Origin of the sequence: Paeniglutamicibacter sp. Y32M11, from assembly GCF_019285735.1 — a bacterium.
Lineage (GTDB): Bacteria > Actinomycetota > Actinomycetes > Actinomycetales > Micrococcaceae > Paeniglutamicibacter.
The window spans coordinates 2,287,696-2,313,377 of the sequence record NZ_CP079107.1 but is presented as its reverse complement, the minus strand read 5'-3'; the positions used below and the strand labels follow the sequence as shown (position 1 = coordinate 2,313,377).

28 protein-coding genes and 1 riboswitch are annotated in these 25,682 nt (G+C 61.7%); of the genes, 16 read left to right on the top strand and 12 right to left on the bottom strand.

Features of this window, described 5'->3' with window-relative positions; all coding sequences use genetic code 11:
* Positions 1-58: 58 nt before the first annotated feature.
* From KUF55_RS10220 to KUF55_RS10200, 5 genes are all read right to left on the bottom strand, one after another.
* Positions 59-1,198 (bottom strand): hypothetical protein, encoded by a 1,140-nt coding sequence (locus KUF55_RS10220; protein ID WP_218816556.1) that lies wholly within the window; start codon positions 1,196-1,198, stop codon positions 59-61.
* 270 nt (positions 1,199-1,468) lie between these two features.
* Positions 1,469-2,371: a diacylglycerol kinase family protein gene (locus KUF55_RS10215; RefSeq protein ID WP_218816555.1), complete on the bottom strand. Its 903-nt coding sequence runs from the start codon at positions 2,369-2,371 to the stop codon at positions 1,469-1,471.
* Entirely contained in the window at positions 2,368-3,462 is a 1,095-nt protein-coding gene (locus KUF55_RS10210; protein WP_218816554.1) for a glycerol-3-phosphate dehydrogenase/oxidase, read from the bottom strand. The genes KUF55_RS10215 and KUF55_RS10210 overlap by 4 nt, the downstream gene beginning before the upstream one ends.
* A complete protein-coding gene (locus tag KUF55_RS10205; RefSeq protein ID WP_218816553.1) occupies positions 3,399-3,860 on the bottom strand; it encodes an FAD-dependent oxidoreductase in 462 nt (153 codons plus the stop codon). Before KUF55_RS10205 ends, KUF55_RS10210 begins: the two co-directional genes overlap by 64 nt.
* A 71-nt stretch (positions 3,861-3,931) precedes the next feature.
* On the bottom strand, positions 3,932-4,540 hold the full coding sequence (locus KUF55_RS10200; RefSeq protein WP_218816552.1) for a TetR/AcrR family transcriptional regulator: 609 nt from the start codon (positions 4,538-4,540) through the stop codon (positions 3,932-3,934).
* A 17-nt stretch (positions 4,541-4,557) separates the two neighbouring features.
* Here KUF55_RS10200 and KUF55_RS10195 point away from each other — a divergent pair, with 17 nt between their 5' ends.
* The 6 genes from KUF55_RS10195 to KUF55_RS10170 all read left to right on the top strand — a co-directional run bounded on the left by KUF55_RS10195 (position 4,558) and on the right by KUF55_RS10170 (position 9,993).
* Positions 4,558-6,279: an FAD-binding oxidoreductase gene (locus KUF55_RS10195; RefSeq protein ID WP_218816551.1), complete on the top strand. Its 1,722-nt coding sequence runs from the start codon at positions 4,558-4,560 to the stop codon at positions 6,277-6,279.
* Positions 6,276-7,109: an SDR family oxidoreductase gene (locus tag KUF55_RS10190; protein WP_218816550.1), complete on the top strand. Its 834-nt coding sequence runs from the start codon at positions 6,276-6,278 to the stop codon at positions 7,107-7,109. The genes KUF55_RS10195 and KUF55_RS10190 overlap by 4 nt, the downstream gene beginning before the upstream one ends.
* Before the next feature lie 137 nt (positions 7,110-7,246).
* On the top strand, positions 7,247-7,687 hold the full coding sequence (locus tag KUF55_RS10185) for a MarR family winged helix-turn-helix transcriptional regulator (protein WP_255556957.1): 441 nt from the start codon (positions 7,247-7,249) through the stop codon (positions 7,685-7,687).
* Between the two features lie 97 nt (positions 7,688-7,784).
* Entirely contained in the window at positions 7,785-8,207 is a 423-nt protein-coding gene (locus KUF55_RS10180; protein WP_132357924.1) for an organic hydroperoxide resistance protein, read from the top strand.
* A complete protein-coding gene (locus KUF55_RS10175; protein WP_132360977.1) occupies positions 8,200-8,688 on the top strand; it encodes a hypothetical protein in 489 nt (162 codons plus the stop codon). The genes KUF55_RS10180 and KUF55_RS10175 overlap by 8 nt, the downstream gene beginning before the upstream one ends.
* A 159-nt stretch (positions 8,689-8,847) precedes the next feature.
* Positions 8,848-9,993 (top strand): thermonuclease family protein, encoded by a 1,146-nt coding sequence (locus KUF55_RS10170; protein ID WP_218816549.1) that lies wholly within the window; start codon positions 8,848-8,850, stop codon positions 9,991-9,993.
* Between the two features lie 99 nt (positions 9,994-10,092).
* On the opposite strand, the gene KUF55_RS10165 is transcribed toward KUF55_RS10170, so the two are convergent.
* Entirely contained in the window at positions 10,093-10,494 is a 402-nt protein-coding gene (locus KUF55_RS10165) for a hypothetical protein (RefSeq protein WP_218816548.1), read from the bottom strand.
* A 625-nt stretch (positions 10,495-11,119) separates the two neighbouring features.
* Here KUF55_RS10165 and KUF55_RS10160 point away from each other — a divergent pair.
* Positions 11,120-12,244: a thermonuclease family protein gene (locus tag KUF55_RS10160; protein WP_218816547.1), complete on the top strand. Its 1,125-nt coding sequence runs from the start codon at positions 11,120-11,122 to the stop codon at positions 12,242-12,244.
* A gap of 237 nt (positions 12,245-12,481) precedes the next feature.
* Positions 12,482-13,036 (top strand): cysteine hydrolase family protein, encoded by a 555-nt coding sequence (locus tag KUF55_RS10155; RefSeq protein WP_132357916.1) that lies wholly within the window; start codon positions 12,482-12,484, stop codon positions 13,034-13,036.
* Between the two features lie 49 nt (positions 13,037-13,085).
* On the opposite strand, the gene KUF55_RS10150 is transcribed toward KUF55_RS10155, so the two are convergent.
* Positions 13,086-13,988, bottom strand: a complete 903-nt coding sequence (locus KUF55_RS10150; RefSeq protein WP_218816546.1) for a trans-aconitate 2-methyltransferase — start codon at positions 13,986-13,988, stop codon at positions 13,086-13,088.
* Positions 13,989-14,035: 47 nt separating this feature from the next.
* On the opposite strand from KUF55_RS10150, the gene KUF55_RS10145 reads away from it, so the two are divergent.
* Complete coding sequence (locus KUF55_RS10145) at positions 14,036-14,629, top strand: helix-turn-helix domain-containing protein (protein ID WP_132357912.1); 594 nt, start codon at positions 14,036-14,038, stop codon at positions 14,627-14,629.
* Positions 14,630-14,667: 38 nt separating this feature from the next.
* Here KUF55_RS10145 and KUF55_RS10140 read toward each other — a convergent pair whose 3' ends face one another.
* A complete protein-coding gene (locus tag KUF55_RS10140; protein ID WP_218816545.1) occupies positions 14,668-15,891 on the bottom strand; it encodes an MFS transporter in 1,224 nt (407 codons plus the stop codon).
* A 302-nt stretch (positions 15,892-16,193) separates the two neighbouring features.
* Here KUF55_RS10140 and KUF55_RS10135 point away from each other — a divergent pair, with 302 nt between their 5' ends.
* Together KUF55_RS10135 and KUF55_RS18755 are read left to right on the top strand one after the other, a co-directional pair.
* Complete coding sequence (locus tag KUF55_RS10135; protein ID WP_218816544.1) at positions 16,194-17,411, top strand: amidohydrolase; 1,218 nt, start codon at positions 16,194-16,196, stop codon at positions 17,409-17,411.
* A gap of 157 nt (positions 17,412-17,568) precedes the next feature.
* Positions 17,569-17,694, top strand: a complete 126-nt coding sequence (locus tag KUF55_RS18755) for a hypothetical protein (protein WP_255556954.1) — start codon at positions 17,569-17,571, stop codon at positions 17,692-17,694.
* A 121-nt stretch (positions 17,695-17,815) separates the two neighbouring features.
* Here the strand turns inward: KUF55_RS18755 and KUF55_RS10130 are convergent, their stop codons facing one another.
* The 3 genes from KUF55_RS10130 to KUF55_RS10120 form a co-directional block, all read right to left on the bottom strand.
* Positions 17,816-18,700, bottom strand: coding sequence for a hypothetical protein (locus KUF55_RS10130; protein ID WP_132357906.1), 885 nt, complete (start codon positions 18,698-18,700; stop codon positions 17,816-17,818).
* Positions 18,701-18,879: 179 nt separating this feature from the next.
* Complete coding sequence (locus tag KUF55_RS10125; RefSeq protein ID WP_218816543.1) at positions 18,880-19,521, bottom strand: hypothetical protein; 642 nt, start codon at positions 19,519-19,521, stop codon at positions 18,880-18,882.
* A gap of 142 nt (positions 19,522-19,663) precedes the next feature.
* Complete coding sequence (locus KUF55_RS10120) at positions 19,664-20,443, bottom strand: SDR family NAD(P)-dependent oxidoreductase (protein WP_132357902.1); 780 nt, start codon at positions 20,441-20,443, stop codon at positions 19,664-19,666.
* Positions 20,444-20,529: 86 nt separating this feature from the next.
* Here KUF55_RS10120 and KUF55_RS10115 point away from each other — a divergent pair, with 86 nt between their 5' ends.
* The 5 genes from KUF55_RS10115 (at position 20,530) to trmD (ending at position 23,610) form a co-directional block, all read left to right on the top strand.
* Positions 20,530-21,123 (top strand): TetR family transcriptional regulator, encoded by a 594-nt coding sequence (locus KUF55_RS10115; protein ID WP_218816542.1) that lies wholly within the window; start codon positions 20,530-20,532, stop codon positions 21,121-21,123.
* A 230-nt stretch (positions 21,124-21,353) separates the two neighbouring features.
* A complete protein-coding gene (gene rpsP, locus KUF55_RS10110; RefSeq protein WP_132357900.1) occupies positions 21,354-21,761 on the top strand; it encodes a 30S ribosomal protein S16 in 408 nt (135 codons plus the stop codon).
* Positions 21,762-21,764: 3 nt separating this feature from the next.
* A complete protein-coding gene (locus tag KUF55_RS10105) occupies positions 21,765-22,004 on the top strand; it encodes an RNA-binding protein (protein ID WP_132357898.1) in 240 nt (79 codons plus the stop codon).
* A gap of 242 nt (positions 22,005-22,246) precedes the next feature.
* Positions 22,247-22,792 (top strand): ribosome maturation factor RimM, encoded by a 546-nt coding sequence (gene rimM / locus KUF55_RS10100; protein ID WP_218816541.1) that lies wholly within the window; start codon positions 22,247-22,249, stop codon positions 22,790-22,792.
* Positions 22,793-22,797: 5 nt separating this feature from the next.
* The gene (gene trmD, locus KUF55_RS10095) at positions 22,798-23,610 is read left to right on the top strand and encodes a tRNA (guanosine(37)-N1)-methyltransferase TrmD (RefSeq protein ID WP_218816540.1); all 813 of its coding nucleotides are present in this window, start codon (positions 22,798-22,800) and stop codon (positions 23,608-23,610) included.
* 80 nt (positions 23,611-23,690) lie between these two features.
* On the opposite strand, the gene thiC is transcribed toward trmD, so the two are convergent.
* On the bottom strand, positions 23,691-25,493 hold the full coding sequence (gene thiC / locus KUF55_RS10090) for a phosphomethylpyrimidine synthase ThiC (RefSeq protein WP_218816539.1): 1,803 nt from the start codon (positions 25,491-25,493) through the stop codon (positions 23,691-23,693).
* Positions 25,488-25,595: riboswitch (TPP riboswitch) on the bottom strand. It overlaps the preceding gene by 6 nt.
* Positions 25,596-25,682: the final 87 nt, after the last annotated feature.

Genomic DNA, 25,682 nt, shown 5'->3' with positions numbered 1-25,682 from the left:
TCTTGATGGCGCCGGGAACCGGGTCAAATGACCCGCGATTCCCGGCGCCATCAGCGGGTTAAGACACCGGAGCGGTGGCGGCCGAGTACTTGGACACCGTCGTATAACCGGTCTTGGAACCGGTTACGCGGACCTTGATGGTGTCCGCGGCATCGATGGCGGCGAGCGTGTAGGTCTTGGCGGTGGCCCCGGAGATGGCGGCTCCCGATCGGTACCACTGGTACTTCAGCGTGGTGCCGGTGGTCCAGGTGCCGGGGTTCGCCGTGAGCGTGTTTCCTGTGCGAAGTGTCCCGCTGATTGTGGGCGTCGGTGCGGTGAGCGTAGCCAGGGGCGCATAGGAGAAGTCGCGGATGACTACCGTCTCGGGCGCAACATGCAACGGGTCGCCGCCGCCCCCGCCGGTGACCCACAAGTTAAAGTGGACGGCCTCCTTGGCCGGAACCGGAACCGTGGCGCCCTGCATCACGGTTCGCTTGAGCAGCGTCCCGGTGAATCCCGTGCCGGCGTAGGTCTCAAAGGTTAACTTCGATGGTTCCCAGAAAAGCCGGTGGGTCGTCACCACATTGGTCGTAGTGGGAAAGGTTATGGTGCTATTTCCCTCACCCGGTGGCAGCAAGGCATCGAACCAGTAGCCGTGGCCCTGGGTCACCGGCCAGTTCTCGCCATATGCTCCGCCGCCGCCCCATGCGGACGCCTCACACAGATCAATTTCGTTGTAGCCCGGATCCGCCTCGGGGTCGTAGGTGAACAGGCATCCCCAGACGACTTCGGGCTGCAGGGCACTGACGTTCTTGGCGACGGTGGTGCTGTAGGTTCCATAGCCGAAACCCTCCCGGGTTGACTGGATCTCCGCGCCAGCGGGCGCGGAACCGGTGGGGTTGGACAGCTTCAGGGTGACGTATCCGTTGGCATCCGGACTGCTGACATTCGCCGGATCAAAAATTCTATTAAACTGCGGACCCCCGCTCCAGAAGCGCTTCTGCCAGTTGAAGCCCTTCCATTCAAAACTGCCGACCGGTCCGGGATCCTCCGCCATCTGCACGCTCACGGCCGCCCGTGCGGGAATGGCGCCCAGCGCCAGGCACAGGCCAGCGGCCATCAGCAAACTGAGCGCGCGCGGGCCCGTGGCCCCACGCCCCCGTCTCGGGGAAAGTGCTGGGTGTTTCTTTGGGACCAGCGCTTTGACCGTTCGTGACATGGCAAGACCTCGCTTTTCGATTACCGGGGACCACCGTGGCCCCGTGGCTGGCGTTCCGGGTCCCGCCCGATGCGCCGCAAGGACCGGGCAGGGGCCCGTTCCCGTCGCCGCACGTCCCACCCAAGGCGTGCAACCCCTTGATTATCTTTCATGTCCCCGCCAACCGGTGTATGACACGAGGTTCTTCCCCGGACGGGACGTGAAGGCGCACCGTGGCGCATGGACTCCGTGAGCGTCGAAAAAATTGTGGACTGCCGATTCGGCTGCGGGTCAGCAGAAGACCGGGGAATTCTTTGGCACCAGCACCTGGAGGGCTGCGGGCAGGATTGTGATCGTTGCCGGCAACCGGCCGACGTTTTCCCCGTCGGCAAAGATATCCAATGGCTTGCTGGCGTTGAGGGTGATCACTCGGCCGCGTGTGAAGGAGACGTTTTCCTGGCGCACGTGGTTGCCCCGGTAGGAGCGCAGGAAGGTCATGGCAACGCCCACGATGCCCGCCCTGCCCAAGGCGACGATGTCCAGCAGGCCGTCGTCGATCCTGGCCTGCGGACAAATGCGCAGGCCTCCGCCGTACTGCCCGACGTTGCCCACGGCGACAAACCAGCCCGGAACGCTGCTTCTCACTCCGTCCACCTCGAGCGTGAAGGTGACGTTGCGCCATTCGGCGAACGCCCGCAGTCCGCCGTAGAGATAGACGAATGGTCCGAGGTTGATCCGTGCGCTGTTGCCGTAGTCATTGGCCAGCGCGTCGAAACCGACGTTGGCGACACCTAAGTAGGGACGGCCGTTGACCAGCCCCAGTTCCATGTCGCGCACCACCAGCTCCGAAAGGTCCCTGACGGTTCGCACCGGGTCCAGGTTCAGCGCGATGCGGCGGATCGTGTCGTTGCCACGGCCCCCAGCCAGAGGCAGCAGCACGGCTCCGGATTCTTTGGCTCCGGCGGCCGTTGCGCCGAGGAAACCGTCCCCGCCCAGTGCCGCTATCAGCGATCCGGGTGCCGCGGTGCGTGCCCTCTGGGTGGCTTCGGTGAGGTTTTCGGTGAGATGCACGGTGGGGGTGTATCCCGCCGCGTGCAGGGCGGCGGCGGTCTGCTCCCAGAGCCTGCGGCCGCGGCCGCGGCCCGAGGTCGGGTTGACCAGTAGCAGGGCAGGGCCGGGGGCGGGAGCCTTCATTTGGTGGTTCCTGTGGCGAATGGGGTGGCGGCGGCCAGGGCCAGAATTTCAGCGGCGCGCCCGCGTGCCCTGGCAGCGTCCTCGGGAACGAGGGAAAGCCGGGTCCGGCGCTCAAGTAAGTCTTCGAGGCTTGTTGCCGCCTCAGCGCGGATGGCGAAGAGTAGTTCGGCCCCGGTGATTTGTGTGCCGATGAAGAGCGGTTCGGCCAGCAGGCGGTGTGTTCCAGCGAGCTGGTGCACGGCCGGTGCCTCGGAGCCGTATTTGGCAACCAGTCGTGCCGGTGCCCCGATGTTGGCCAGCGTGGCACGCGGTGCGGCGCCGATCAGCGGAAGCCTCTTGGTTCGGCTCGGGGTGGAGCGTCCGAGTCGAGCGGCGGCGGCGTCCACCGCGTCCTGCGCCATGCGGCGGTAGGTGGTGAGTTTGCCGCCCACCACGGTGATCGCTTCGCCGTGGACATCGCGCACCAGATGGTTGCGGGAGATATCGGCGGTGGGATCGGTTTCCCCGGGCTGGGCGGAGCGCACCAGCGGGCGCAACCCGGCAAACGAACCGACCACGTCGCAGCGTTGCAGCGGGACACCGAGGACGCGATTGACGGTGCCGAGCAGAAAATCGATGTCGTGCGCCGGCACGGCGGGGTGGTGCCCATCGGCGGCGCGGTCCTCCTCATCGGTGAGTCCGATGTATACCAAGCCGCCGGGCTGCGGCAGCACAAACACGAATCTTCCGAAGTGTCCGGGCACCGCTACGGTGTGCGCCGCGTGTGGGTTGCCCAGCCGTTCGGCCCGTACCACCAGGTGGCTGCCACGGCTGGGGACCACGCTCAGGGAGGTATCAAAATCGGCGGCCCAGACGCCGGCGGCGTTGATGACGGTCCGGGCTCTGATATCAAGGCGCTCACCGGTGCGCGTGTCGAGTGCATCCACCGACGAGGCGGTGATCGAGGTGGCCCGGAAATCGCGCAGCAGGTGTGCGCCGAGGCCGGCGGCGGTGCGCACCACGGAGATCACCAGCCGCGCGTCATCGATCACCTGGCCGTCCCAGTACAGTAGCCCGCGGCGCAGCCCGGGGTTATCCAGCGCCGGCGCCATGGCCGCGACGGCCTGTTTCGACAGTAGTTGGGGCCGCGGAAGGATGTTGCTGCTGAGGCCCGGCGCAGGAGGTCATAAAGCAGGACACCGGCGCCCGCAGCGGCGGTCTCCGTGCGCCGGGTACCGGTGGTGTCGGGGATGATGAAGCCCAGCGGTCGGATCAGGTGCGGTGCGATCGATTCCATCAGCCAGCGCCGCTCCACCGCCGATTCCCACGCGACGGCGAGGTCGCCCGTGGCCAGATAACGCAGCCCACCGTGGATGAGCTTGGAGCTGTAACCGCTGGAACCGGAGCCGAAATCCCGGGATTCGAGTAACGCCACCGATAGGCCGCGGCTCGCCGCATCAAGGGCCACGCCGGCCCCGGTGATTCCGCCGCCAACGACCGCCACGTCCACGGTGTGTGTGCGCAGGTGCTCCAGCTAGTGGAGCCGGGTGGCGTCGTTGATCCAGGTCTTATCTTCGGGGCTCACGATTCGGCTCCTGCTTCAGGAGCAGCGGAGGGCGTCAAATGGCGGGTGATCATCGTTTCGAGCTCCACGAGCGATTCTTCCAGGGCACCGGTTTTGCGTAGCAGTCGCGCCGAGAGGGCCAGGCCTTGCAGGGCGAGCAGCAATGTTGTGGCGGTAGCGGGTGTCGCCCGAATGCTGTGATCCGCCAGCCCAGCGGTGATCAGGCACTGGATCTCAGCAAGGATCAGTTGCTGGCTCGCACCAAATCTGTCGGTCACATAGGGAATGAGGAACTCGGGGTCACGCTCGGCAATGGAGTCCAGAAGTTCGGAGGTGGCAAAGAGGCGCACGCAGTGGATGGCAAAATGCACCAACTCGTCGCGGCCGGTGCCGGTGGGGGAGGTCGAGCGGACATCGGCAGCGACGGTGCGGAACTCCCGGGTCAGGGTGGCCAATACCGCGTTTTCAACCGAGCCCATGCGCCGGTAGAAGGTCATGCGGGAGACCCCTGCCCGTTCGGCAATGTCATTGGCGGTAGTCCGGCGTACCCCGTGGCGAACGACCGCCTCGCGTGTGGCGATCAGGAGCTTGTCATCGCCGGGGCTGCTGGTACGTTGTGACGGCATGTGTAACACTGTATCTCATGGTGACGCAGAACACAGAGGAGATTCCCCGCTCGGTTTGGTACGGCTGGGGTGACCCCTCCCGAGCCCGGCCGCTGTCCGAAGGTGCCCTCGAATACCTGCGCACGACCCTGAGACTTCGCAGTGTGGATCCGTCCCATCCGCCCGTTGACTTCGCTGAAGTACACCTTGGCGAGGTTTCCCTTGATGGTGAAACACTGGAGGAACTGCGCGAGCTCCTCGGGGACGCTCACGTCTCCACCGACCGTACCGAACGCCTACTCCACTCGGGCGGCAAGAGCACCCCGGACCTGCTGCGCATCCGCGCCGGGGACGCTCGGCAGGCGCCCGACGCGGTGCTCTTCCCCGGCAGTGAGCAGGATGTGAGGTGGATTCTGGAATTGTGCGTTCGGCGGCGTCTGGCCGTGGTCACTTTTGGTGGCGGTACCTCCGTGGTCGGGGGAGTGGAACCCCTGCGCGGGCAGCTCGAGGGCGTGCTCGCGCTGGATATGCGGCGCATGGACAGGCTTTTGCACTTCGATGTGCTCTCGTGCACCGCCACCTTTGAGGCGGGCATCCGGGGACCGGCGATCGAAGCAGTACTGGAACCGCTGGGTTTCACGCTTGGTCACTTCCCACAAAGCCACCAGGAAGCGACCCTGGGTGGCTACCTGGCAACACGTTCGGCCGGACAAGCCTCCACCGGCTACGGCCGCTCCGATGATGTGGTCAAGTCCGCGCATGTAGAAACCCCGGTGGGTCCGCTCGACGTTGGCTCGTTGGCCCCCGGAACCGCGGCCGGGCCGAAGTTGCTGGATGTGATCCTGGGATCCGAGGGCACTCTTGGCTTGATCACCTCCGCCACCGTAGTCGTTCAACCGTTGCCCCAACATAAGCGTCACGGCGCGTGGTCTTTCCCGTCGTTTGCCGCCGGAGCCGAGGCCCTGCGAAAAATGCGCCAGGAGGGTGTCCGCGGGGACATGCCCCATGTCTGCCGGCTCAGCGATACCGACGAGACCGCAGCCACCTTCAAGCTCGGCGGAACCAAGACCGCGGTTCTGGCCACGTACCTCGGGCTGCGCTCTCAGCAAAGGCCCGCCCTGGCCCTCTTTCTCTGGGAGGGAGAAGCTCGCGAAACGGCCGCTCGCAAGCGGCGCAGCGCGAGGATCCTGCGCGCTGCCGGCGGGATCCCGCTCGGCCCCATGCCGGCGCTGGCCTGGGAACGCGGGCGCTTTTCCGGACCTTATCTGCGTGATGAATTGCTCACGCGCGGCGTGTTCGTTGAGACCCTAGAAACCGCCGCCACGTGGAGTCAACTCCAGAGCACCTACACCGCGGTGCGCGGCGCGATCCTGGACGCCCTGGCGGCCAGCGGCGGTTCCGGATACGTGCAGACCCACATTTCCCACGTCTACCCCGACGGTGCCTCGCTCTATTTCACCTACCTCGGTGGCCTGGAGCGCGATGGGCTGGAACAAAATGCCCGCGTCAAGAAGGCGGCCTCCGCGGCCATCGTTGCGGCCGGGGCCACCATCACCCATCATAACGGGGTGGGCATCGACCATGCCCCCTACATGAGCTCAGAAATCGGCACCCTGGGACTTGAGATGTTAAGACGGATCAAGGAAAGTCTTGATCCGACGGGCATCATGAATCCCGGAAAGCTCATCCCCGCAGCTACGGCCGAGGCACCCGCCACCGGGGAAGCTTCCATTGCATCACCACTAAAGGAGAAACCATGAGCCAAAGCATCGGAACCCTGGCCGGATCAACGGTGTTGATCACCGGAGCGGCCATGGGCATGGGCCGGATGTATGCCGAGCTCGCGGTGCGTGATCACGCCAGCCATGTCATTCTCTGGGACATTAATGCCGAGCAGCTCGAGAAAGCCGCGGCTGAGCTGAGCGGTCAGGGCAGCGAAATTCACACACAGGTGGTCGACGTGGGTCGGTTCGAATCCATTGAGGCCGCCGCCAAACAGGTGCGCAGTGGCGCCGGGGAGCCGGACGTGTTGATCAACAATGCGGGGATTGTGCGCGGTAAGTACTTCTGGGAACACGACCAGCGCACCGATATTGCTGCCACCATGAATATCAATGCGCTTGCGCTGATGCACATCACTCGCGAATTCCTTCCTGCCATGATCTCTCGTGGGCGCACCTCGCGGATCGTGAATGTCGCGTCGGCCGCGGGACTGCTTTCGAACCCAAGGATGAGCGTGTATTCCTCGTCCAAATGGGCGGTCATCGGGTGGAGCGACTCGTTGCGTCTGGAGTTGGAACAGGCGGGGCATCGACACATCAAGGTGACGACTTTCTGTCCCTCGTATATCAAGACCGGAATGTTCGAAGGAGCGCGTGGTCCACTATTAACGCCTTTGCTTGAGCCGAAAGCCGTGACCGACCGGGTGTGGCAGGCCATGAAGGATGGTCAGCCCATGCTGATGATGCCCTGGACGGTGAAACTGAGCACCGCGTTGCGCGGTGTGTTGCCGCTTGCCGCCTGGGACGTGGTGGCGGGGCGGGTCTTCGGGGTTTATAAGTCCATGGAGCACTTCACCGGGCGCCGCTAAATCACTCAGCTCCCGAACTGATTGGTGGGCCGGCTGCCAGAGAGCGCCACGGACTCTGGCAGCCGTCACGGAGAGTATGAGGCGACTTACAAAACAATTAGTTGTGCACAACCGAGTTGTGTGCAATGATTATTGGCATGTCAGTTGTCGATGAAATGGTCTGCTTTTCCCTCTACTCCGCCACGCGCGCCACTACCAGGGCCTACTCCGAGCTTCTTGCCCCGTGGGATCTGACCTATCCGCAATATCTGGTGTTGGTAGTGCTCTGGCGCGAGGGTTCTAAGTCGGTGCATGAACTGGGGGAGATGCTTCAACTTGATTCCGGGACCCTCTCGCCACTTCTGCGGCGAATGGAATCCAAGGATCTGGTCGTGCGCACCCGCGAGACAAAGGATCAGCGGATCGTCACTATCGCCGCCACCGCCCACGCCGCCCAAATGCGTGAAGAGCTCGGACATGTCCCGGCTCTCATAGCGCGGTGCTTTGGGCTGCCGGATTTGGCAGCTGCCCGCGAGCTGATCGCCACACTTCAGCAACTGACCACGACCATGCGCAACGGCATACCCGTCGCGGACTGAGCGCCGGTCTTAGCGTCCCCGGTATTGGGATGAACGCAGCAACGCAACGATTAATGCCCCATCGATTTCCTTTAAATCAACCGCTGAAAGGCACATCATGAACACCCTGTACACCGCCGAAGCACTCTCCACCGGCCAGGGACGTGAAGGACGCGTCTTTACCTCCGATGGCACCCTCGACGTGGCGATGACTCCACCGAAGGAATTGGGTGGCTCCGGGAACGGCACGAATCCCGAGCAGCTCTTTGCCGCAGGCTTTGCTGCCTGCTTCCATTCGGCACTGCAGCTCGTTGCCCGAACTCAAAAGGTCAAGGTCGAGAACTCCACCGTCGGCGGCCGCGTGCACTTCGGACAACTAGAAACCGGTGGCTACCAGCTGGCCGTTGAGCTCGAGGTCATCATCCCCGACATGCCCCACGAACAGGCTCAGGCCCTCGCCGATGCGGCACACCAGGTCTGCCCCTACTCAAATGCGACCCGTGGCAACATCGAGGTAACTGTCCTTGTCTCCGATGACTAAGCCTTCCGGGAGCTGGGTTCGCAGGCTCCGAACCTCCAGTGAAGCCACCTCCTGGCCGCGCTCGGCCATGCGTATCCTGCTGGGCGCGTTCCTCCTCGCCGCCGGGACGAGTCATCTTACGATCGCGCGAGCGGAATTTCGGGCGCAGGTTCCGGAATTTGTGCCGTTGAACGCGGACCTGGTGGTCCTCGGCTCCGGAATAATCGAAATTCTTCTGGGTCTGGCGCTGCTGCTTCTGGCCCGGTGGCGGGTGCCCGTAGGCTGGGCGGTTGCGCTGTTTTTTGTTGCCGTGTTCCCCGGGAACGTGGCGCAATGGCTCCACGGACGGGACGGATTTGGACTGGATACCGATGCGCAGCGGTTCATCCGTCTCTTCTTCCAGCCGCTGCTGATCATCCTGACTCTTTGGTCCACCGGAGCCTGGCGAGACCGAAAACGCGTTGAGAAAGATGACTCAACTGGACCTACCACCCGGCCGTAGCCCACGTCCCAATATCTGACGCTTCGGCGGCATCGTTTCATCCGATCCCTGCTTCTGTCCTTCCGGCTCGAAGAGCCTGCCTGCCTGCTGGAAAGGTATGTCTATACTTGGCTCCAAGACGTGGGGATCTATGAACTGCATCGGGGGAAAGTAATGCGCGTGGGGTTTCGTTCGGAGCGTGTATCCGTGGGCCGCCTCGGGACGATGATGCTAGGTCTAGCCGTCGTATCTCTGGGAGCAACGGCCTGTACCCAAGCGGCGCCGCCTGCGGCCGACGGAAGCGCTGCCGAAGCCACGATCATCCGAGTCATTGACGGCGATACGGTCGTGGCCACTGTGTCGGGAAAAGAAACCACGGTTCGTCTCCTGAATATCGATACTCCCGAAACCAAGGCGCCAAATCGGCCCGTGCAATGCCTAGGCAACGAGGCAACCACCTTCACGGAGTCGATGCTCCGGCCCGGTGACAAGGTGACCCTCGAGTACGACGTCACCCGTCTGGATCAGTATGGGCGCACGCTTGCCGGCGTATATAAGGATAAGAGTTTGGTAAATGCCGACATCGCCGCGGCCGGGCTCGGCGTGGCGGTGCTTTTTGAACCCAACGATCGTTTCTACGCAGAGGTGCTGGCTGCCCAAGAAGAGGCTGAAGGAAACAATGCGGGTCTTTTTGCAAAGAACATTGAGTGCACGGTTCCGGCCTTGGCGGACACGGTGGTGGAAGGTCTGAGTGAACTCTCCGACACCGTCCCCGCAACCGCAGCAGATGTTGACTCGTCGCTCGCCGTTGTTACTGCCGCCATCGCGGTGGGCAAGGCCAAGACTAAGACACTGCGGGCACTCGCGGATTCTTCTGACGTGGCTGCCTCAGTCGTCTGGGCGGTGAAGAAGGGCAGCTATACCGCGTTGATCAATTCCGGTATGGAGCGAGCCACAAGAATTAAAACGAAACTCGTGGCCAAGCAAGCGGCGCTCGTCCAGGCCAAAAAGGACAAGGCGGCGGAGGCCGCTCGGGCCAAGGCCAAGGCCGAAGCCAAGGCCGAAGCAAAGGCCCAAGCCCAAGCGGAAGCCGAACGCACCGCGGTGGTGAAAGCCGCAGCTGAGCGCGAGGCAGCAGCTCAGCGGGCAGCCGAGCGCGAAGCCGCGGCGGCACGTGCGGCCGAACGTCGTCGTCAGGCGGCGCCACCGACGACGTACCGAGCGCCGGTGAAGGAACAGAAGGACAGTGGTGGTGGTTCATATCCTGGATATACCGGACCACGTTGTTATGCACCCGGCGGCCAAAGCTGGAAGCCGTGCAAATAAGGGTGTTTGATATCCGTTGCATTCGGCTTTCCGCCGGTGCCGTCCCTGTCGTCGGTGGATTCACGCCATCAAATTGCACAATTGTTGCCCGCGTGTCGCTTAATCGCCATAGAGCCGTGCCAGCGGGGCGACCTCCACGAGTTCGCGGGCATGCGCAATCAATACCGGATCAAGCGCGACCAGTGCATCGGCTTGGAGTCGCGTGATGGCCAGATATTCGGCGTGGTGAAGACTCGCCCACCCCTGCTCTTGCGCCAAGTTCCAGGCGGTTCGCCTCGAGACCCTGTCGCCCAGAAGGCGAATCTTGATTGCCGTGCCACGCTCGTGAGTCTCCAAGGCCTGAGCCTCGCTCATCAACCCAGCACACACTCGCTGGAACAATAGCTCGAGGTGGGCCGAACGGATCGAGTTCGGCGCCACCAGTTGATGGAGCGGATCCACCGCTTTGCCACCATCGGTCAAGGCCAGCAACGCCAAGGGGTCGATTACAAATCGCGTCATGCGCCCAAGGTAGCAGCGCGTCGCGCACCAGCCCAGGAACTAAAGGGGCGCGCGAGCGACATTGATATTCACTTCACGATCCACCGCCCTGACGCATCGTGTATTTGCCCTCGCCCGGGGTGTCAGAACCTAGATAATGTGTGAGTTGAAAATCAGAACTTTCGTATCCAACCAATGTCCTCCGCTGCGCCGTTTGACACGGCGAAAATCCCGCAAGGCGCGATTCAGGATTCACTGTCAAGAATATCCACCGCAGCGACGTCAACAGGCTCGACGAATCGCTCCTGACCCGGCGGGAAAACGACGTGTCAGGGTGCCTCTGAATACGATGTCAACCTTTGGCCTTAGGGTTCACCAGCACCATGTTGTGAGCGTTGAGCATTGTGCAATGCATCATGAAGTTGGCTGCCTTGTGACTTCTCAAGGTCTGATTTTTGGTTACCGTCAGGTAAGAAAACTGCTGGTGGCGCAGGGGAACCACGGAGGATTCTTGCTAGTCACCGTGAATCCGGTACGGGGATATGTTTACATTTCTCCCGCCTCGGAGGGGTGTTCAAGGACGCCGTTGTGACGCTAGACTGTTCGCTTGTTCGCTCATACCTTCAACCTATGTTGGGAAATAGCTTTGCTCGCGCAATCAAAAACGGCCTTTGGGGCTCAGGGTCGACTGGTCACGATAGCTGCCAGCGTGCTCGCCTTCGGCCTCATTGCCACGGGTTGTACGCAGACTCCATCACAGGCGAAGGACTCGGATCAGGTCCATACGATTGTCCGTGTCATCGACGGTGGCACCGTCTTGGCCAACGTATCCGGCATAGAAACCACCATTAGACTTTCGAACGTCGACACACCCGCTCCGGCGGCAAAGAAGCAGCCGGCCGAGTGCCTCGGTGCCGAGGCTGCGGCGTTTACCAAGACCCTGCTCGCCCCCGGGGACGTTATTAAACTTGAGTATGACGTGAACCGGCTGAACCCATCAGGGCAAACACTCGCCGGAGTTTACAAGGGCGGGAAACTTGTTAACGCCCAGATTGCCGCCGGGGGCTACGGCGTGGCCGTCACCTATGAACCCAACGACCGATTCTACGATTCGGTCAACAAAGCAGAACAGACTGCTAAAAAGGCCTCCAAGGGACTGTACGGCAAGGACGCAAAGTGCACCGTCGCCTCCCGCGTTGCCGATGCGGTGGCCCAGCTGAATGCCTTGGACCCAAAGATCCCATCATCATATTCCGAGGTTGAGAAGGCCTTGGAAAAAGTGAACAAGGTTATCGATGAGGCCAAGGCCAAAGCCGTTGAACTGCGCTTGCTTGATTCCACGGGAGACATCGTTAGCAGGGCCATTTGGGACGGTCGAAAGTCCACCGACGAGCCAGTGATCACCGCGGCAGTCAAGCGAGCCACGGACATCGCGGACAACCTCTCGGCAAAACAGGCCTCGATCATTCGGGCCCAGAAGGCCGCAGAAGCTCGGGCCAAAGCGGCAGCAGAAGCGGCCGCGGAGGCTCGAGAAGAAGCGCGGGAGAAGGCGAAGGCCAAAGCCAAGGCGGAAGCCGCTGCGGAAAAGAAGGCGGACGAAGCCAAGGCTAAGGCGGAAGCAAAAGCTAAGGCCGAGGCCGAGGCAAAGAAGAAGGCCGAAGAAGCCAAGAAAAAGGCTGAAGAGGCTAAAAAGAAGGCCGCGCTGGAGAAGAAGAAAGCCGCCGAGGCTCTCAAAAAGAAGGCCGAAGAACTGAAGAAAGAGCAAGGCTAATCACGTCTGGTGTCGTCCCGTCCTCGGTGGAGCGCACCGGATGATCGTGAGCTTAACAAATCCCGCACCCCGTTCCATCTCGGTAGTTCTGATCGAGCACTGAATCCGGGTGCGGGGTTTTTTATGCTCAGACCTCGTTTCACGTTGGAAAATGCTCGGGAAAGGTATTCCAAATCGTCGTCACCGACGCGTAGGTTAGATTCTGCAAAGCAAAAGCCCATCAGCATAGGACTAACCGTGAGCACCTTTACCGACCGATCCAATACCGCGCTTTTGGTCATCGATGCGCAGACGGACGTGCTCGCCGACGGCTACCTCCGCGATGAGACCATCGGCAACATCCAGCTGCTGGTGACCCGGGCCCGAGAGTTGAGCGTGCCGGTCATTTGGGTGCAGCACTCGGATGACGAACTCGTGCTCAACAGTGAAGGCTGGAAGATTGTCCCCGAGCTGTCGCCGGCGGAGTCCGAAGAAATCATCAACAAGTTGTACGGTGACGCCTTTGAAGCCACTGCTCTCGAATCGGTGCTGTCAAAAAATGGTGTGGGCAGGCTGGTCTTGAGCGGCGCACAGTCCGATGCCTGCATCCGATCCACAGCCCATGGAGCGTTCACGCGCGGGTACGACGTCACCCTGGTTTCCGATGCGCACACCACCAGCGATATGACCGAATGGGGCGCTCCGCCTCCGGAGATGGCTATCTCGCACATTAATCTGTACTGGCAATTTCAGGGTGCACCCGGTCGCACTGCCAGCGTTTCCAGTGTCGCGGAGACTGACTTCGGGGCCTAGCCCCACGTTGATGGCAGGGGGCTTAGTGACCCGATGCCACGCTGGCCAGCTATTTCCGTCGTGCTACCCAGACCGTTCGGCTGCCACGCATCAGCAGGTCGGTGCGCTTGCTCAGTGAGTGCGGTGCGCGCTCATCCAATAATTGATCCACTGTGCTGAGATCTTCCGCGGAGAGGTGATCATTAAGGGACTCCCGCGTGCGTGACAGGAAGGACCGGGCGGCGTCTGCGATCAGCTGCTGATTTTCCGATTGTTCGTAGCTGAATGTTTGCTGCTCGGCCACGGTGAATCCGGCCTGTTCGAGGGCTGGGCGCCAGTCAGGGTGCGCATTCCAACCCCACGCCGCTGCTACATCGTGGCAGCGCTGCTCAAGACCTGGGACACCCCACCCGAGATCGTCGGGCAGGTAGCGTGGCAGGCTATCCATTTCAACGACCACCAATAGACCATCGGGAGCCAAGCTCTGGTAGATGTCACTAAAGGTCCGAGAAGCATCCGACATGTGGTGCATAGAAGATGCCGCCCAGATCAAATCCAGCTCGCCGAGGGCTGGCCAAGATTCGTCAAGATCTGCTTGCCGTGTGGTGACTCGACCCGCCAGCCCGTGATGAGTCGCCGAGGCGGCCAAACGGTCGAGCATGTATTCGGAGATATCCAACGCCGTGACCTTGGCCTCCGGGAAGGTATGTGCCAGAGCAAATGTCCCTGTTCCGGTGCCAGCGCCAACATCTAATATTCGTTCGGGAGTGCCGGCTAGGGTTTTGATCCACTCAAGGATTTCCTGCAGATGCCCCTTGAGTGCCTGAGCATCACGATCGAGCATTTCCGCCATCGCTGCGTCGTCTGAATGCTGGTGCGTCTGGTGCGTCTGGTGCGTCTGGTGGTTCGAGGGTGTGTGCTGGTGCTGGTGCTGGTGCTGGTGCTGGTGCTGGTGTGTGTGGTGTGAAGTCATGGTTCCAGCATAAGCATGCCGTGCGTAAATGGCATACACTTTTGCGTATGACGCAAGAAGTAACCATGGATACGGTAATTCGGCAGCGCATCAAGGGACTTCGGCTGGCCAAAGGGTGGTCCCTCGACGCCTTGGCGGCGCGTTGCTATCTGAGTGCCTCCACGTTGAGCCGGATCGAGACGGGCCACCGCAGGATTGCCTTGGACCAACTCGTTCCGCTGGCCAAAGCCTTAGGCACCACACTTGACCAACTCGTGGAACCAACAGCGGACGAGGACGTGGTGATTCGACCCGAACCCGAACACCAATCGGGCATCACCACCTGGCTGCTCTCGCGTGAACATTCTCATGACGGCAGGGCCGTGGCAAAGATGCGTATCACGCAGGAGCGATCGGTTCAGGACCGTGAACTGAGTGTTCACCCCGGTCGCGAGTGGTTTACCGTGCTGACGGGAACCGTGTCACTGCTGCTGGGCGAACGCACCATTTTGGTACACGAGGGTCAAGCTGCCGAGTTTTCAACGATGGTCCCGCACCGCATTGGCGCACATCGAGGGCCAGTGGAGATCTTAACGATTTTTGACCGTGAGGGAGAACGTGCGCACTTACCCGGTAGTCACGCAACGGCCCTCGAGCAGTAACTGCCGTCGTTGGCCGCCGGCACCCGAGGCCTAGTGGCTCAGGCCGCCCGGATGCGTCGACGTCGGCGCAACACGAGGTAGAGACCCAGCATCACGCTGAGCAGGTAGATGCCCGCAACGACCGTCCAGCCCAGTGCGAAGCCGCCGGGTGAGCCAACTAGCGTCCCCATGACCAACGGGCCAACGGTAAATCCGCCGAATTGACCGGCGGACACCATCCCCGAAGCCATGCCCATCGACGAAGAAGGTACGCCGCGCACCACCGCGGCCATCAGCACCACCGAAACTCCCAGTGCCGAAGCGCCGTGCATGGCCACCGCCAGCCACAAGAGCACAGCGGAATGGGTAGCGCCGGCGGCCAAGAAAACTCCGGCCCCGGCGAGCGCCAGGGTGGCCAGCAGTAATAACAGCGGCGGGGCAGCCATGCCGCGGGACATCATTCGACCCCAGCCCACGCGTGCCGCCACGCCGATGGCACCGGCCACCGCAGCGGCCGCACCACCGAGTACCAGGGAGAAGTTCAGTTCACGCACCGCATAGAGCGAGAGATAGATGTTCGTGGCTTGTACACCCATGCCGTTGATGAAGCCGAAGGCTGCCAGCGCCCAGATGGTGAACCTGATGCTGGTGGGGGCAGCTGTTGGTGACCCCGAGGCTGCCGAATCTACTGTGATGGGTGTTGGCGGCAGCAGCGGGACGGCACTGAGTACTCGCACCGCGATCACACCCAGCAGTATCGCGAAGACTGCGCCCACTCCACTGGCTCCGCGCCAGCCGATCCAGGCCGCCAGCGCCGGGAAACCCAGGGAGGCGACCAACTGGCTCACCTGCACCCCGGATTGTTTGATCCCAATCCAGCCAATCCTTCGCTCAGCCGGCACCCGTTGGGCCAAGATCCGATTGGTCACCCCATTGGGAAAGGACTGGGCAAGCCCGGCACAGCCGGAGGCCACCAGCAGCAATACGTAGCCGCCGGGAATCATTGCCAGGAGTAGGGCCATGCTAGCTAGGGCAAAGACCAGGACCAGCAGACGCGAATCGGGCTGCCTGTCGGTGAAGCGGCCGAACACTGCGTTGCCAATGGCTCCGGCGCCGAAGCAGACGGTGGCAATGAGGCCAAATTGGGCCTCGCTAATGGCCAGCTCGGTGATGACCAGTTCACTCACGGAGCTCAATCCGTAGGTCAGCAGGGGACCGATGCCGACTGCCACCAGCAAAATGGCCAGCAGGGAATATCCGGGGTGCCGAGCAGCTGCCGTCATCTAGGCTCTTCGCTCCTGATAGGGGTAGATTCCGGGGACCCGGCGCTGATCACCAGTGTTTCATGACGCGAGAGGCGAAGTGGAACCGTATGACGGGCAGTGGCGCCCGTGCACCTACCCGGGACGCTCGTGCACCAGCAAGCCCTAGAAGAATGGCGGCGCATGCCACGACGTTGCGGCCCCGGGCCGATTGAACGTTGCAAAAAACGGGCTATTCAGCGAATGACCTCGACGTATCTGGCTCGCAATGCGACACGCACTAATTAGTTACGCATCGCCTATGCCAGGCATAAGCTCGTTTAATGAGCATTAACGTCGAAAGCCTATATCGAGACCTGCACTCCAACCCCGAGCTCTCCTTTCAGGAACATCGCACCGCAGCACTTGTTCTGGAGCACCTGACCGCGCTGGGACTAGAGGTTCACAGCGGCATTGGCGGCACCGGGGTGGTTGGTGTCCTGAAGAACGGGAGCGGGCCGACGGTCCTGCTGCGTGCCGACATGGACGGATTGCCGGTACTGGAGGCCACGGGCCTTGACTACGCCAGCGTTGCCGTCGGTACCGACTCAGATGGCCAGCCCGTCCCGGTGATGCATGCCTGCGGCCACGACGTCCATGTCACGTGTCTGCTTGGTGCCGTCGAAAAGATGGTGGCCGAGGTCGCGACCTGGTCCGGGACGTTGATAGCGCTTTTCCAGCCTGCCGAGGAAGCCGGCGGTGGAGCTGCGGCGATGGTGGCGGACGGGCTCTATGAGAAGGTGCCGCAACCGGATGTGGTCCTGGGCCAACATGTTGCGCCTTTCCCCGCCGGTTGGCTGGGCCTGCATGCCGGTGTTGCCATGGCGGCAGCCGATTCGCTGAGCATCACACTGCACGGTGTTGGTGGCCACGGTTCGCGTCCCGAAACCACCGTCGACCCGGTGCTTTTAGCCGCTGCCACCACGATGCGGCTGCAGGGCATCATTTCACGGGAACTTGCGTCAAGTGATCAGGCAGTGCTGACGGTGGGTCAGCTTCATGCCGGCACCAAGAACAACGTCATTGCCTCCGAAGCTACCCTCGGCTTGAGCCTGCGCACCTTCGATGAGGGCGTGCGAGCCACGGTTCTAGGAGCCATCGAACGAGTCGTCAACGGCGAAGCCGCGGCATCGGGATCACCGCGTCAACCGGTGATCAGCATGGAAGAACATTTCCCCATCACGTTTAATGAGCCCGAGGCCTCTGCACGAGTGGCAGCGGCACTCAGTGCACGCTTCGGCGCCAAGAATCTTATTGACCCCGGACCGGTCTCGGGCAGTGAGGATGTGGGGGTACTGGCCACGGCGGCTAAGGTTCCACTGGTGTACTGGTTATTGGGTGGAGCTGCCCCGGAATTGTTCGCGGACTATGCCACGACCGGGCGGATGCCGGAGAACATTCCCTCTAATCACTCGCCGTATTTTGCCCCGCTGATCCGGCCGACGTTGGACGTCGGTATCGATGCGTTGGTTACCGCGGCACGTGCTTGGCTGGCCAATTAGGGACCTTTTTGTCCCGGTACGAACCGCAGCCTTGAGCCGTGAGCTGATTCCGCTGGCTCTGGCCCGCCGCATCGGAATAGCGCGTATGGTGAAGCGGTAGGGGTACTTTCCCCTAAAACGTGGGAATGCAGAGCATTCCCGGCTAGGACGGCACAACATGTCGAAGTCACCGCGCAAGGCAGAAACCAAAAAACCATCGAAGTCGATCAAGGAAAAGCGCGCCGAAAAGCGCACGAAGGCCGGGGAAACCATTCTTGATCCCGTGCGCAAGGTTTCAAAGTAGTCGCGATGCTCCGTGGCTAGGATCATCGGCCACCACCCAGAGCTTATGAAAAATGCCTGTTTGCGAAGGAAATTTCCTTCGCAAACAGGCATTTTTTGTTTCGGCCTGGGACCCGGCGCGCTTAGCGGATACCTGCGCCGCGATACACACGGACCCAGGTATCGGGGCTGACGCCCAGTGCGCGGCGTGCCCCGGCCACATCCACCGTCAGGGTCACCCGCCACTCGGGGCTCGGCTGGTAGGCCTTGAGCAACGGGCCATGTAGCGTTTGGTTGCCATCACTGACCTCAATGACTCGGCTCAGGTGCTCTGGTCCCAAATCTTCGGCGCGCACCATCGATTCGCGGCGGGGCCCCAGGGGACCCCGCGGAGCGCGGACGATCGAGCGGGCCTCACGCATGGCTTCGGACCGTCGGGCGATGCGCTGTTCGCGCTGCGCTGCGGTGCCGCTCAAGGAGAGCGGGGCCGGAGAGAAGCTGGGGATGGCGGTGATGCGGGTAATCGCCTGGGGGTATTTTTTGGTGATTTTGCCCCAGAATTCTTCCGGTCCCTTTCCCATGAGAATGACGGCACGCAGGTTGGGCACCAGCCGTAGCATTTTGCTCATGGGCTCAAGCCCGGCGGTCATTTCTGCGCCGGTAAGGCGTCCGGAAGCTTCTTCGCTGCGGTACCAGGGGTAGGCGTGTGCGACGAGCACCTCCTTGGCATCGATGTTCGAGCCTTCCAGCAGCGTGGTCAGGGCCTCGGAGGCGACATTGTCATCCTCGGTGGAGACGAGGTCTTCGCCCTCGGAGGGGCGTTGCTCGGCATCGGGTGCCGGCATGAGGCACAGGATGGTGGCGTCGGTACCGCCGTTGAGGGGTGCGAAATAGGGTACGGAGCCGGAATTCTCTGGTGTAGCTGCACGCAGGTCCTCAACGAGGGAGTTAAGTGGTGCAACGTGTTCGGCCCACAACTCCGATTCCTGCGAGTGCCTGAAATCGGGGTCAATCATCTTGCGGGGCATGAAATTCTTTCATGAATATTTCGAGGGAGGGGAGCCCTAAGCATGGCACGGCTGGGCGGCAAATCGATAGCCCCGGGGCCGTGAGGTAGCGGGGGTCACGTGAATCTGCGTGTTTCTTGGTGAAGTGGGCACCGGTTGGTTCGATTTTTAGCCCCTGTGTCGTGCCCGTTAGCGAGGCCTTAAGAGGCTGGAGCGTGGAGGTATTGGGCAATTGCCACCCAGACACGTTTTTGTTCCTCGCGATCAACGGTGCGCTTGGCACCGAGCGGGTGAAGCGAACGAACGATGTGCACCCGGGGGTGCTCTGCCTGAAGCTGGGGGAGTACGGCGTCCGCTGCGTCCTGGGCCTTGCGGCCCAGAAGCAAGAGCAGCTTCAGATCGTGCATCAGGCCCATGACTTCCAGCAGGGCTTGACCGCCGGTGAGGGCCTGCTCGGGTGTCAGGTCTCGTTTGGGATCAAGCCGGGGCCACGGGTAGCCGTTCCAGTGGCAAAAGTCCGTCGGGCTGATATCAAATTCGGTCATCAGATGACGTTGGCGGTCCGCTGCCCGGTCCGGGTTCCTGATGCACATAAAGCTGGTCTCTTCGCGTGGTTCTCCCGCGTCGTTGAGCACGATAAGTGCCGGTGCGTTAATCCCACCGTGCCAGGGCGCGGCGAGCGGCAAACGGACGCCGTCGTGGTGCGTGCGCAGGGACTCGATGAGTTGATTTATGGGTGCCACATGAGGATCGTTTTGTCCGGCGAGCTGAGTGTCCCAAAAGGGGTCGCCGGCTTGGGCGCGCTTCCAGTGATCTGCCGGTGCCATGTGTGCCTCGTTCATCGTCCTTTGATCCCTGGGATGACGGTCTCAGCCCGGAGCAGGAATCGAATATATCAAGGTGCGCTGGTTGCGGCCTCCGAAACCAGCGCACGATGGGTGGGTCGTCATCGGCAGAGGTGAGCCCCCCAATTTCGGGTGATGCTCAGATGGCGGACCAGCCGCCGTCCGAAGGCAGGATCACACCGTTGAGGTTTGTGCCGTCGTCGCTGAGCAGGAACGTGATGGAGGCGGCCAGCTCGTTTGCCGCCACAGGGGTGGGAATGATGGTGCCCATGATGGGTCCCAGAACTTGCTGGGCGTGCACCGAATCCATGGGCGCCTCGATGTTGGTGATTGTTGCACCCGGCGCTACGGCGTTAAAGCGTAGGCCCGCCTTGGCATACATGACGGCCGAGTTTTTGGTGATACCAACGACCGCGTGTTTTGAGGCGGTGTAGGCCACGCCCGCCGCCGAACCGCGGATCCCTGCCTCCGAAGCGATGTTCACCACCGAACCGGTGCCCGCCGCGAGCATGAGCGGGACGACCGCACGGCTCAGGCGCAGGATGGAGGTGACATTGACGTTGAAGACACGTTCCCAGGTGGAGTCCTGGACCTCGTGGATCGGTTCAAACTTGTCCATGATGCCAGCGACGTTGGCCAGGCCGTGAACGGTGCCTTGCGTAGCAGCAACGACCTTAGCCACCACCTCTTCGCTGGTGATGTCGCCCGCCACGGGCAGCAGCTCCAAGGTGGGATGTTCATTCACCAGGGCATCAAGGCGTTCGGCGCTGATGTCGGCCGCAATAACCTTTCCGCCCTCTTTGGCGATGCGCAGGGCCGTGGCTTGGCCGATACCCGAGCCGGCGCCCGTCACGATGATGGTCTTACCCGCGAAGCGTCCGGGGGTGATCTGTTCCTGCCAGGTGGTTTCGGTGCTCATGCTGTGGTCCCTCACGTTAGGAATATTTATGACATGCCTAGGTTATGACACACAGTGTCATAATTCAATGGTTCATACTTGTAGTCATGCCAGAGCAGACGCAACAACCATCGCTCCGCGCGTCGGGGCGCCCCGCAACCATTGATCCCGAGGCTGTCGCGCGCCACGCACTCGAACTTTTTGCCACTCGCGGTTATGACGCCGTGTCGATGGCGGAAATTGCTGCCGACGCAGGGATTGGACGCAAGAGTCTCTATCGCTATTTCGAGAGCAAATCCGCGATTGTTTGGGGAGGCGCCCTGGGTGCGGTCGACGTTTCGGATCGCGTGCTCGAAGAGTCGGCGCGAAGCGGGATGGGAATTGAGGCGGGATTGCTGGCCTCCACCGCTGCCATCGTGGATTCACTGCCAGACCTCGAGGTGACTCGCGGGCGCCTGCGCCTGATATCCGAACATGCCGAACTCATGGCGCAATCAGCACTGATCTTCGAAGAACAGCGCGGTCGGGTCGCGGGTTACCTGGTGCAATGTGGAGTTGGCCAAGAAGAGGCCCACTACCTGTCGGTGGCATATTCGACCGTCAGCTTCGCCGCATGGATTCGATGGGCGCGCGGTGTTGAAGGCTCGCCCGTTAACTGCCTAGCGCGGGCGCTGGACGTTCTGCGTTTTCCGCAGCGCTAAATGACCTGTCTTGACCCGCAGCCGCCGATGATTACGACACGGCCACAGACGTGATGCCCCGGTGGTCTCCGGAAGCCGAAACTTTCTGGCATAATAGACAAGTACTCGATTTGATGTGGCCCCTCTTTCCGCGTTAAATCCTGTCCTTTTGAAGATCTGCGGTATGGCCCGCCCCACGGGTGCAGAAACAGAGCTTCGCACACGTTGAGAAAACAGGAGTGACCACTACCGTGGCCGTTAAAATTCGTCTGAAGCGTTTCGGCAAGATGCGCGCCCCTTACTACCGTATCGTCGTCATGGATGCGCGCTCCAAGCGCGATGGCCGTGCGATTGAAGAAATCGGCAAGTACCACCCGACCGAAGAGCCTTCGTTCATCGAGGTCAAGTCCGATCGTGCACAGTACTGGCTCTCTGTCGGCGCACAGCCGACCGAGCAGGTTGCCGCTATCTTGAAGATCACCGGTGACTGGCAGAAGTTCAAGGGCCTCGAAGGCCAGGAAGGCACCTTGCGCGTCAAGGAAGCCAAGCCTGCTTTCGTTATCCCGGAGAAGGGCTCGGTCATCTTGCCCGAGGCCATCACCAAGAAGGCCGAAAAGCCTGCTGCCGAGGTTGAAGCAGAAGCAACCGAGGCTGAGTAACCAGTGCTCGTTGAGGCGCTGGATCACCTGGTTCGTGGCATCGTAGACACTCCCGAAGACGTACAGGTTGCGTTGAAGGGTAATCGTCGTGGTGACACCCTCGAGGTGCGAGTGCACCCCGAGGATCTCGGTCGGGTCATTGGTCGTCAGGGTCGCACCGCTAAGGCGTTGCGCACCGTGGTAGCCGCACTGGCGGAGGAACCGATTCGTGTTGACGTAGTCGACACGGACCGACGCCGGTAGCCAGCCTCACCAAACACGTTTGTGTAACTTTGGTCCCACCATCCGTCAAGGATCGTGGGACCAAAGTGGTTTAACGCCCAAAGTGCGACGCAACCGTCAGCGCTTCAAGGGGAGGTCTGTGCCCGCCCCCACGTAAGATTGACAATAAGAAAGTGCCGGCGGGGATGCCCATCCCTTGAGGACACGCCCCGTGCCGGTCATTCTTGGCACACCCCACCAATTTGTATTCAAGGAGAAAACGCATGCGCCTCCAGGTCGCCCGCATTGGCAAACCCCACGGTATTCGCGGCGAGGTGACCGTCCAGGTGCTCACCGATGCACCCGAGGATCGTTTTGCACCAGGTGAAGTATTTGAGGTTGAACACCCCAAGTTCAAGACGCTCACCGTCGAGGGCGCACGCTGGAACAAGGAAATTCTTCTGCTGGCCTTTGCCGAGCTGCTGGACCGCAATGCTGCCGAGACCGTCCGTGGCGCCAAGCTCTTCATCGAGACCGAAGAGGTCGAAGACGAGGGTGAGGGCTGGTACGAGCACGAACTCGTGGACCTTGAAGCCCGCGTCGGAGAAAACGTGCTCGGCAAGGTTTCCGCATTGCGCACCGGCAACGTTCAGGACCTCTTGGTCATCAAGACCACCGATGGCGAAGAAGTCTACGTCCCATTTGTGGAGAGCATCGTCCCGGAGGTAAACATTGAGGGTGGCTACATCCTGATGACCCCGCCGGCTGGTCTCTTCGAGATCAACCGCGAAGAGGGCACCGAGACCGACGCTCCGGCCCAGGAAGCCTAGGCCCCATGCGCATTGATGTTGTCTCGATCTTCCCCGAGTACCTAGCAGCCCTTGATCTGTCGCTGATCGGCAAGGCCCGACGGGAAGGGGTGCTAGATCTGAACGTGCACGATCTGCGCGATTACACCTCGGACCGCCACCGCACCACGGATGACACCCCCTACGGTGGTGGCGCAGGCATGGTGATGAAGCCGGAACCCTGGGGCGCGGTGCTCAATCGCATCGCCACCGAGTCACCGGTTGTCCGGACCACCGGTGAGAAGCCGATCCTCATCGTCCCCTCACCGGCCGGTGCGGTCTTCGACCAGGGCATGGCCTACGACCTCGCCGAGGCACCACACCTAGCGTTCGCCTGCGGACGTTATGAGGGCATTGACGAACGCGTCCTGGAATTCGCTTCCGAGGCCTTTGATGTGCGTCCCATCTCCATCGGCGACTACGTGCTTAATGGGGGAGAAGTAGCAGTCTTGGCCATGGTTGAGGCGATCGGTCGACTCATCCCCGGCGTCATTGGTAATCCCGCCTCCTTGGACGAGGAATCGCACTCCGATGGATTGCTTGAATACCCGGTGTACACCAAGCCCGATACGTGGGAAGGCCGCGAGGTCCCTGAGGTCTTGCTCTCCGGACACCACGGCAAGATCGCGCGCTTCCGCCGAAACAAGCAGCTTGAACGCACCGCCATCCGACGACCGGACATGATTGTTCAGCTGGATGGATCCACGCTGAACCGCCACGACCGCGACACGCTCTGGCACAACGGCTTTGCCGTGGTGGAGGGACACATCATTCCCAAGGACCAGCTCGATCAGGACTAGGTTCCACAAGGAACCATGAAGGCTCCCGGCCGCCACGAAAGTGGGATCCGGGAGCCTTGTCTCATTGGTAGGCCTTCGCGTTAGGCTCGGGTCGGAACCTCGAGCTCGGGCAGATAGACCTTGCCGCCGGAGGCCAAGAATTCCTGACTCTTTTCACGCATCCCACCGACCATCTCGGCGATGGCGGCTTGCGAGTCGGCAGATCCATATTCGTCCCGGATGTCCTGGCTGATGCGCATGGAACAGAACTTCGGTCCACACATGGAGCAGAAGTGTGCGGTCTTGGCAGGTTCGGCCGGCAGAGTCTCATCGTGGAAGGACTCGGCCGTCACCGGATCCAAGGACAGGGCAAACTGGTCGCGCCAACGGAACTCGAATCGGGCCTTGGACAGCGCGTCATCTCGTTCGGAGGCTCCCGGGTGGCCCTTGGCCAAATCCGCGGCATGGGCAGCGATCTTGTAGGTGATCACTCCGGTCTTCACATCGTCCTTATTGGGCAAACCCAGGTGTTCCTTGGGGGTCACGTAGCAGAGCATCGCCGTGCCATAGCGAGCGATCTCGGTGGCACCGATGGCGCTGGTGATGTGGTCATAACCCGGGGCAATGTCGGTGACCAACGGGCCAAGGGTGTAGAACGGTGCACCCTTGCACAGCTCCTGCTGGCGTTCAACGTTCTCGCGCACCAGGTGAAAGGGGATGTGCCCGGGTCCCTCGACCATGACCTGGACGTCGTATTCCCAGGCTCTGGCCGTTAGCTCCGCGAGGGTGTCCAGCTCGGCGAACTGGGCCGCGTCGTTGGCATCGGCAATCGAGCCGGGGCGCAATCCGTCGCCCAGCGAAAACGCCACGTCGTACTGCGCAAAGATCTCGCACAGCTCGTCGAAGTGCGTATACAGGAAGTTCTCCTGGTGGTGGGCTAGGCACCAGCCGGCCATGATGGCCCCACCGCGCGAGACGATGCCCGTCACCCGGTTGGCCGAGAGCGGCACGTAGCGCAATAGCACCCCGGCGTGAATGGTCATGTAGTCAACACCCTGCTCACACTGTTCGATCACCGTGTCGCGGAAGATCTCCCAGGTCAGGTCGTTGGCCTCACCATTAACTTTTTCCAGCGCCTGATAGATCGGTACGGTGCCGATGGGGACGGGGGAATTTCGGATCAACCATTCACGGGTGGTGTGGATGTCATCGCCGGTGGATAAATCCATCACGGTATCGGCTCCCCATAGGGTGGCCCACTGCATCTTGTCCACCTCCTCGGCGATGGAGCTGGTGACGGCCGAGTTGCCGATGTTTGCATTGATCTTCACCAGGAAGGCCTTGCCAATGATCATCGGTTCGGACTCTGGGTGGTTGATGTTCACCGGGATGATGGCCCGGCCCGCCGCCACCTCACTGCGCACCAATTCCACGTCGCAGTTCTCGCGCACCGCGACGAAGCGCATCTCTGGAGTAATGACGCCGGCTCGGGCATAGTGCATCTGGGTCACACGCTGCCCAGAAAGAGCGCGACGGGGGACTGGACGGCTTCCCTTCCATTCGGCAGAAGCCTTTCCGCGGCGCAGAGCCGACTTCCCATCATCGAGCAGGTTCCTTTCGCGTCCGGCATAGTTCGCGGTGTCGGCCCGCTCCTCGATCCACGCGCTGCGGAATGCGGGCAGACCTACCACCGGGTCACTGCCCGGCCCGGCGGTGCGATAGACCTGCAGGGGGGCGTTTTGTTTTCCACCGGGGGAGGGCTCGAGGGCGATTTGTGTGACAGGGACCCGGATCCCCGAATCGGAATCCTCCACATAGGCCAGCGAATGGGACTTCAGGGATTGGGTCTCGGCTGGCTCTGCAGCGTTTTGGACAGGGTTGTGCTCTGAAATGGTGTTGCTCAAGGAGTACTCACTTCCTTCGCCGGCATGACCCGGACAGGTTCAACGGTCTCTTGCTGCGTCAGCTTGATCTCAGCCCTTGCGAGGGCCCCCGTGTGGTCAAAACGAAACTATCACAGCTTTGCTGCACACACCGCTTATGACATTGGGCACCACAAATCCACCCGGAATGAGCCCGAAGAGGTAATTTGC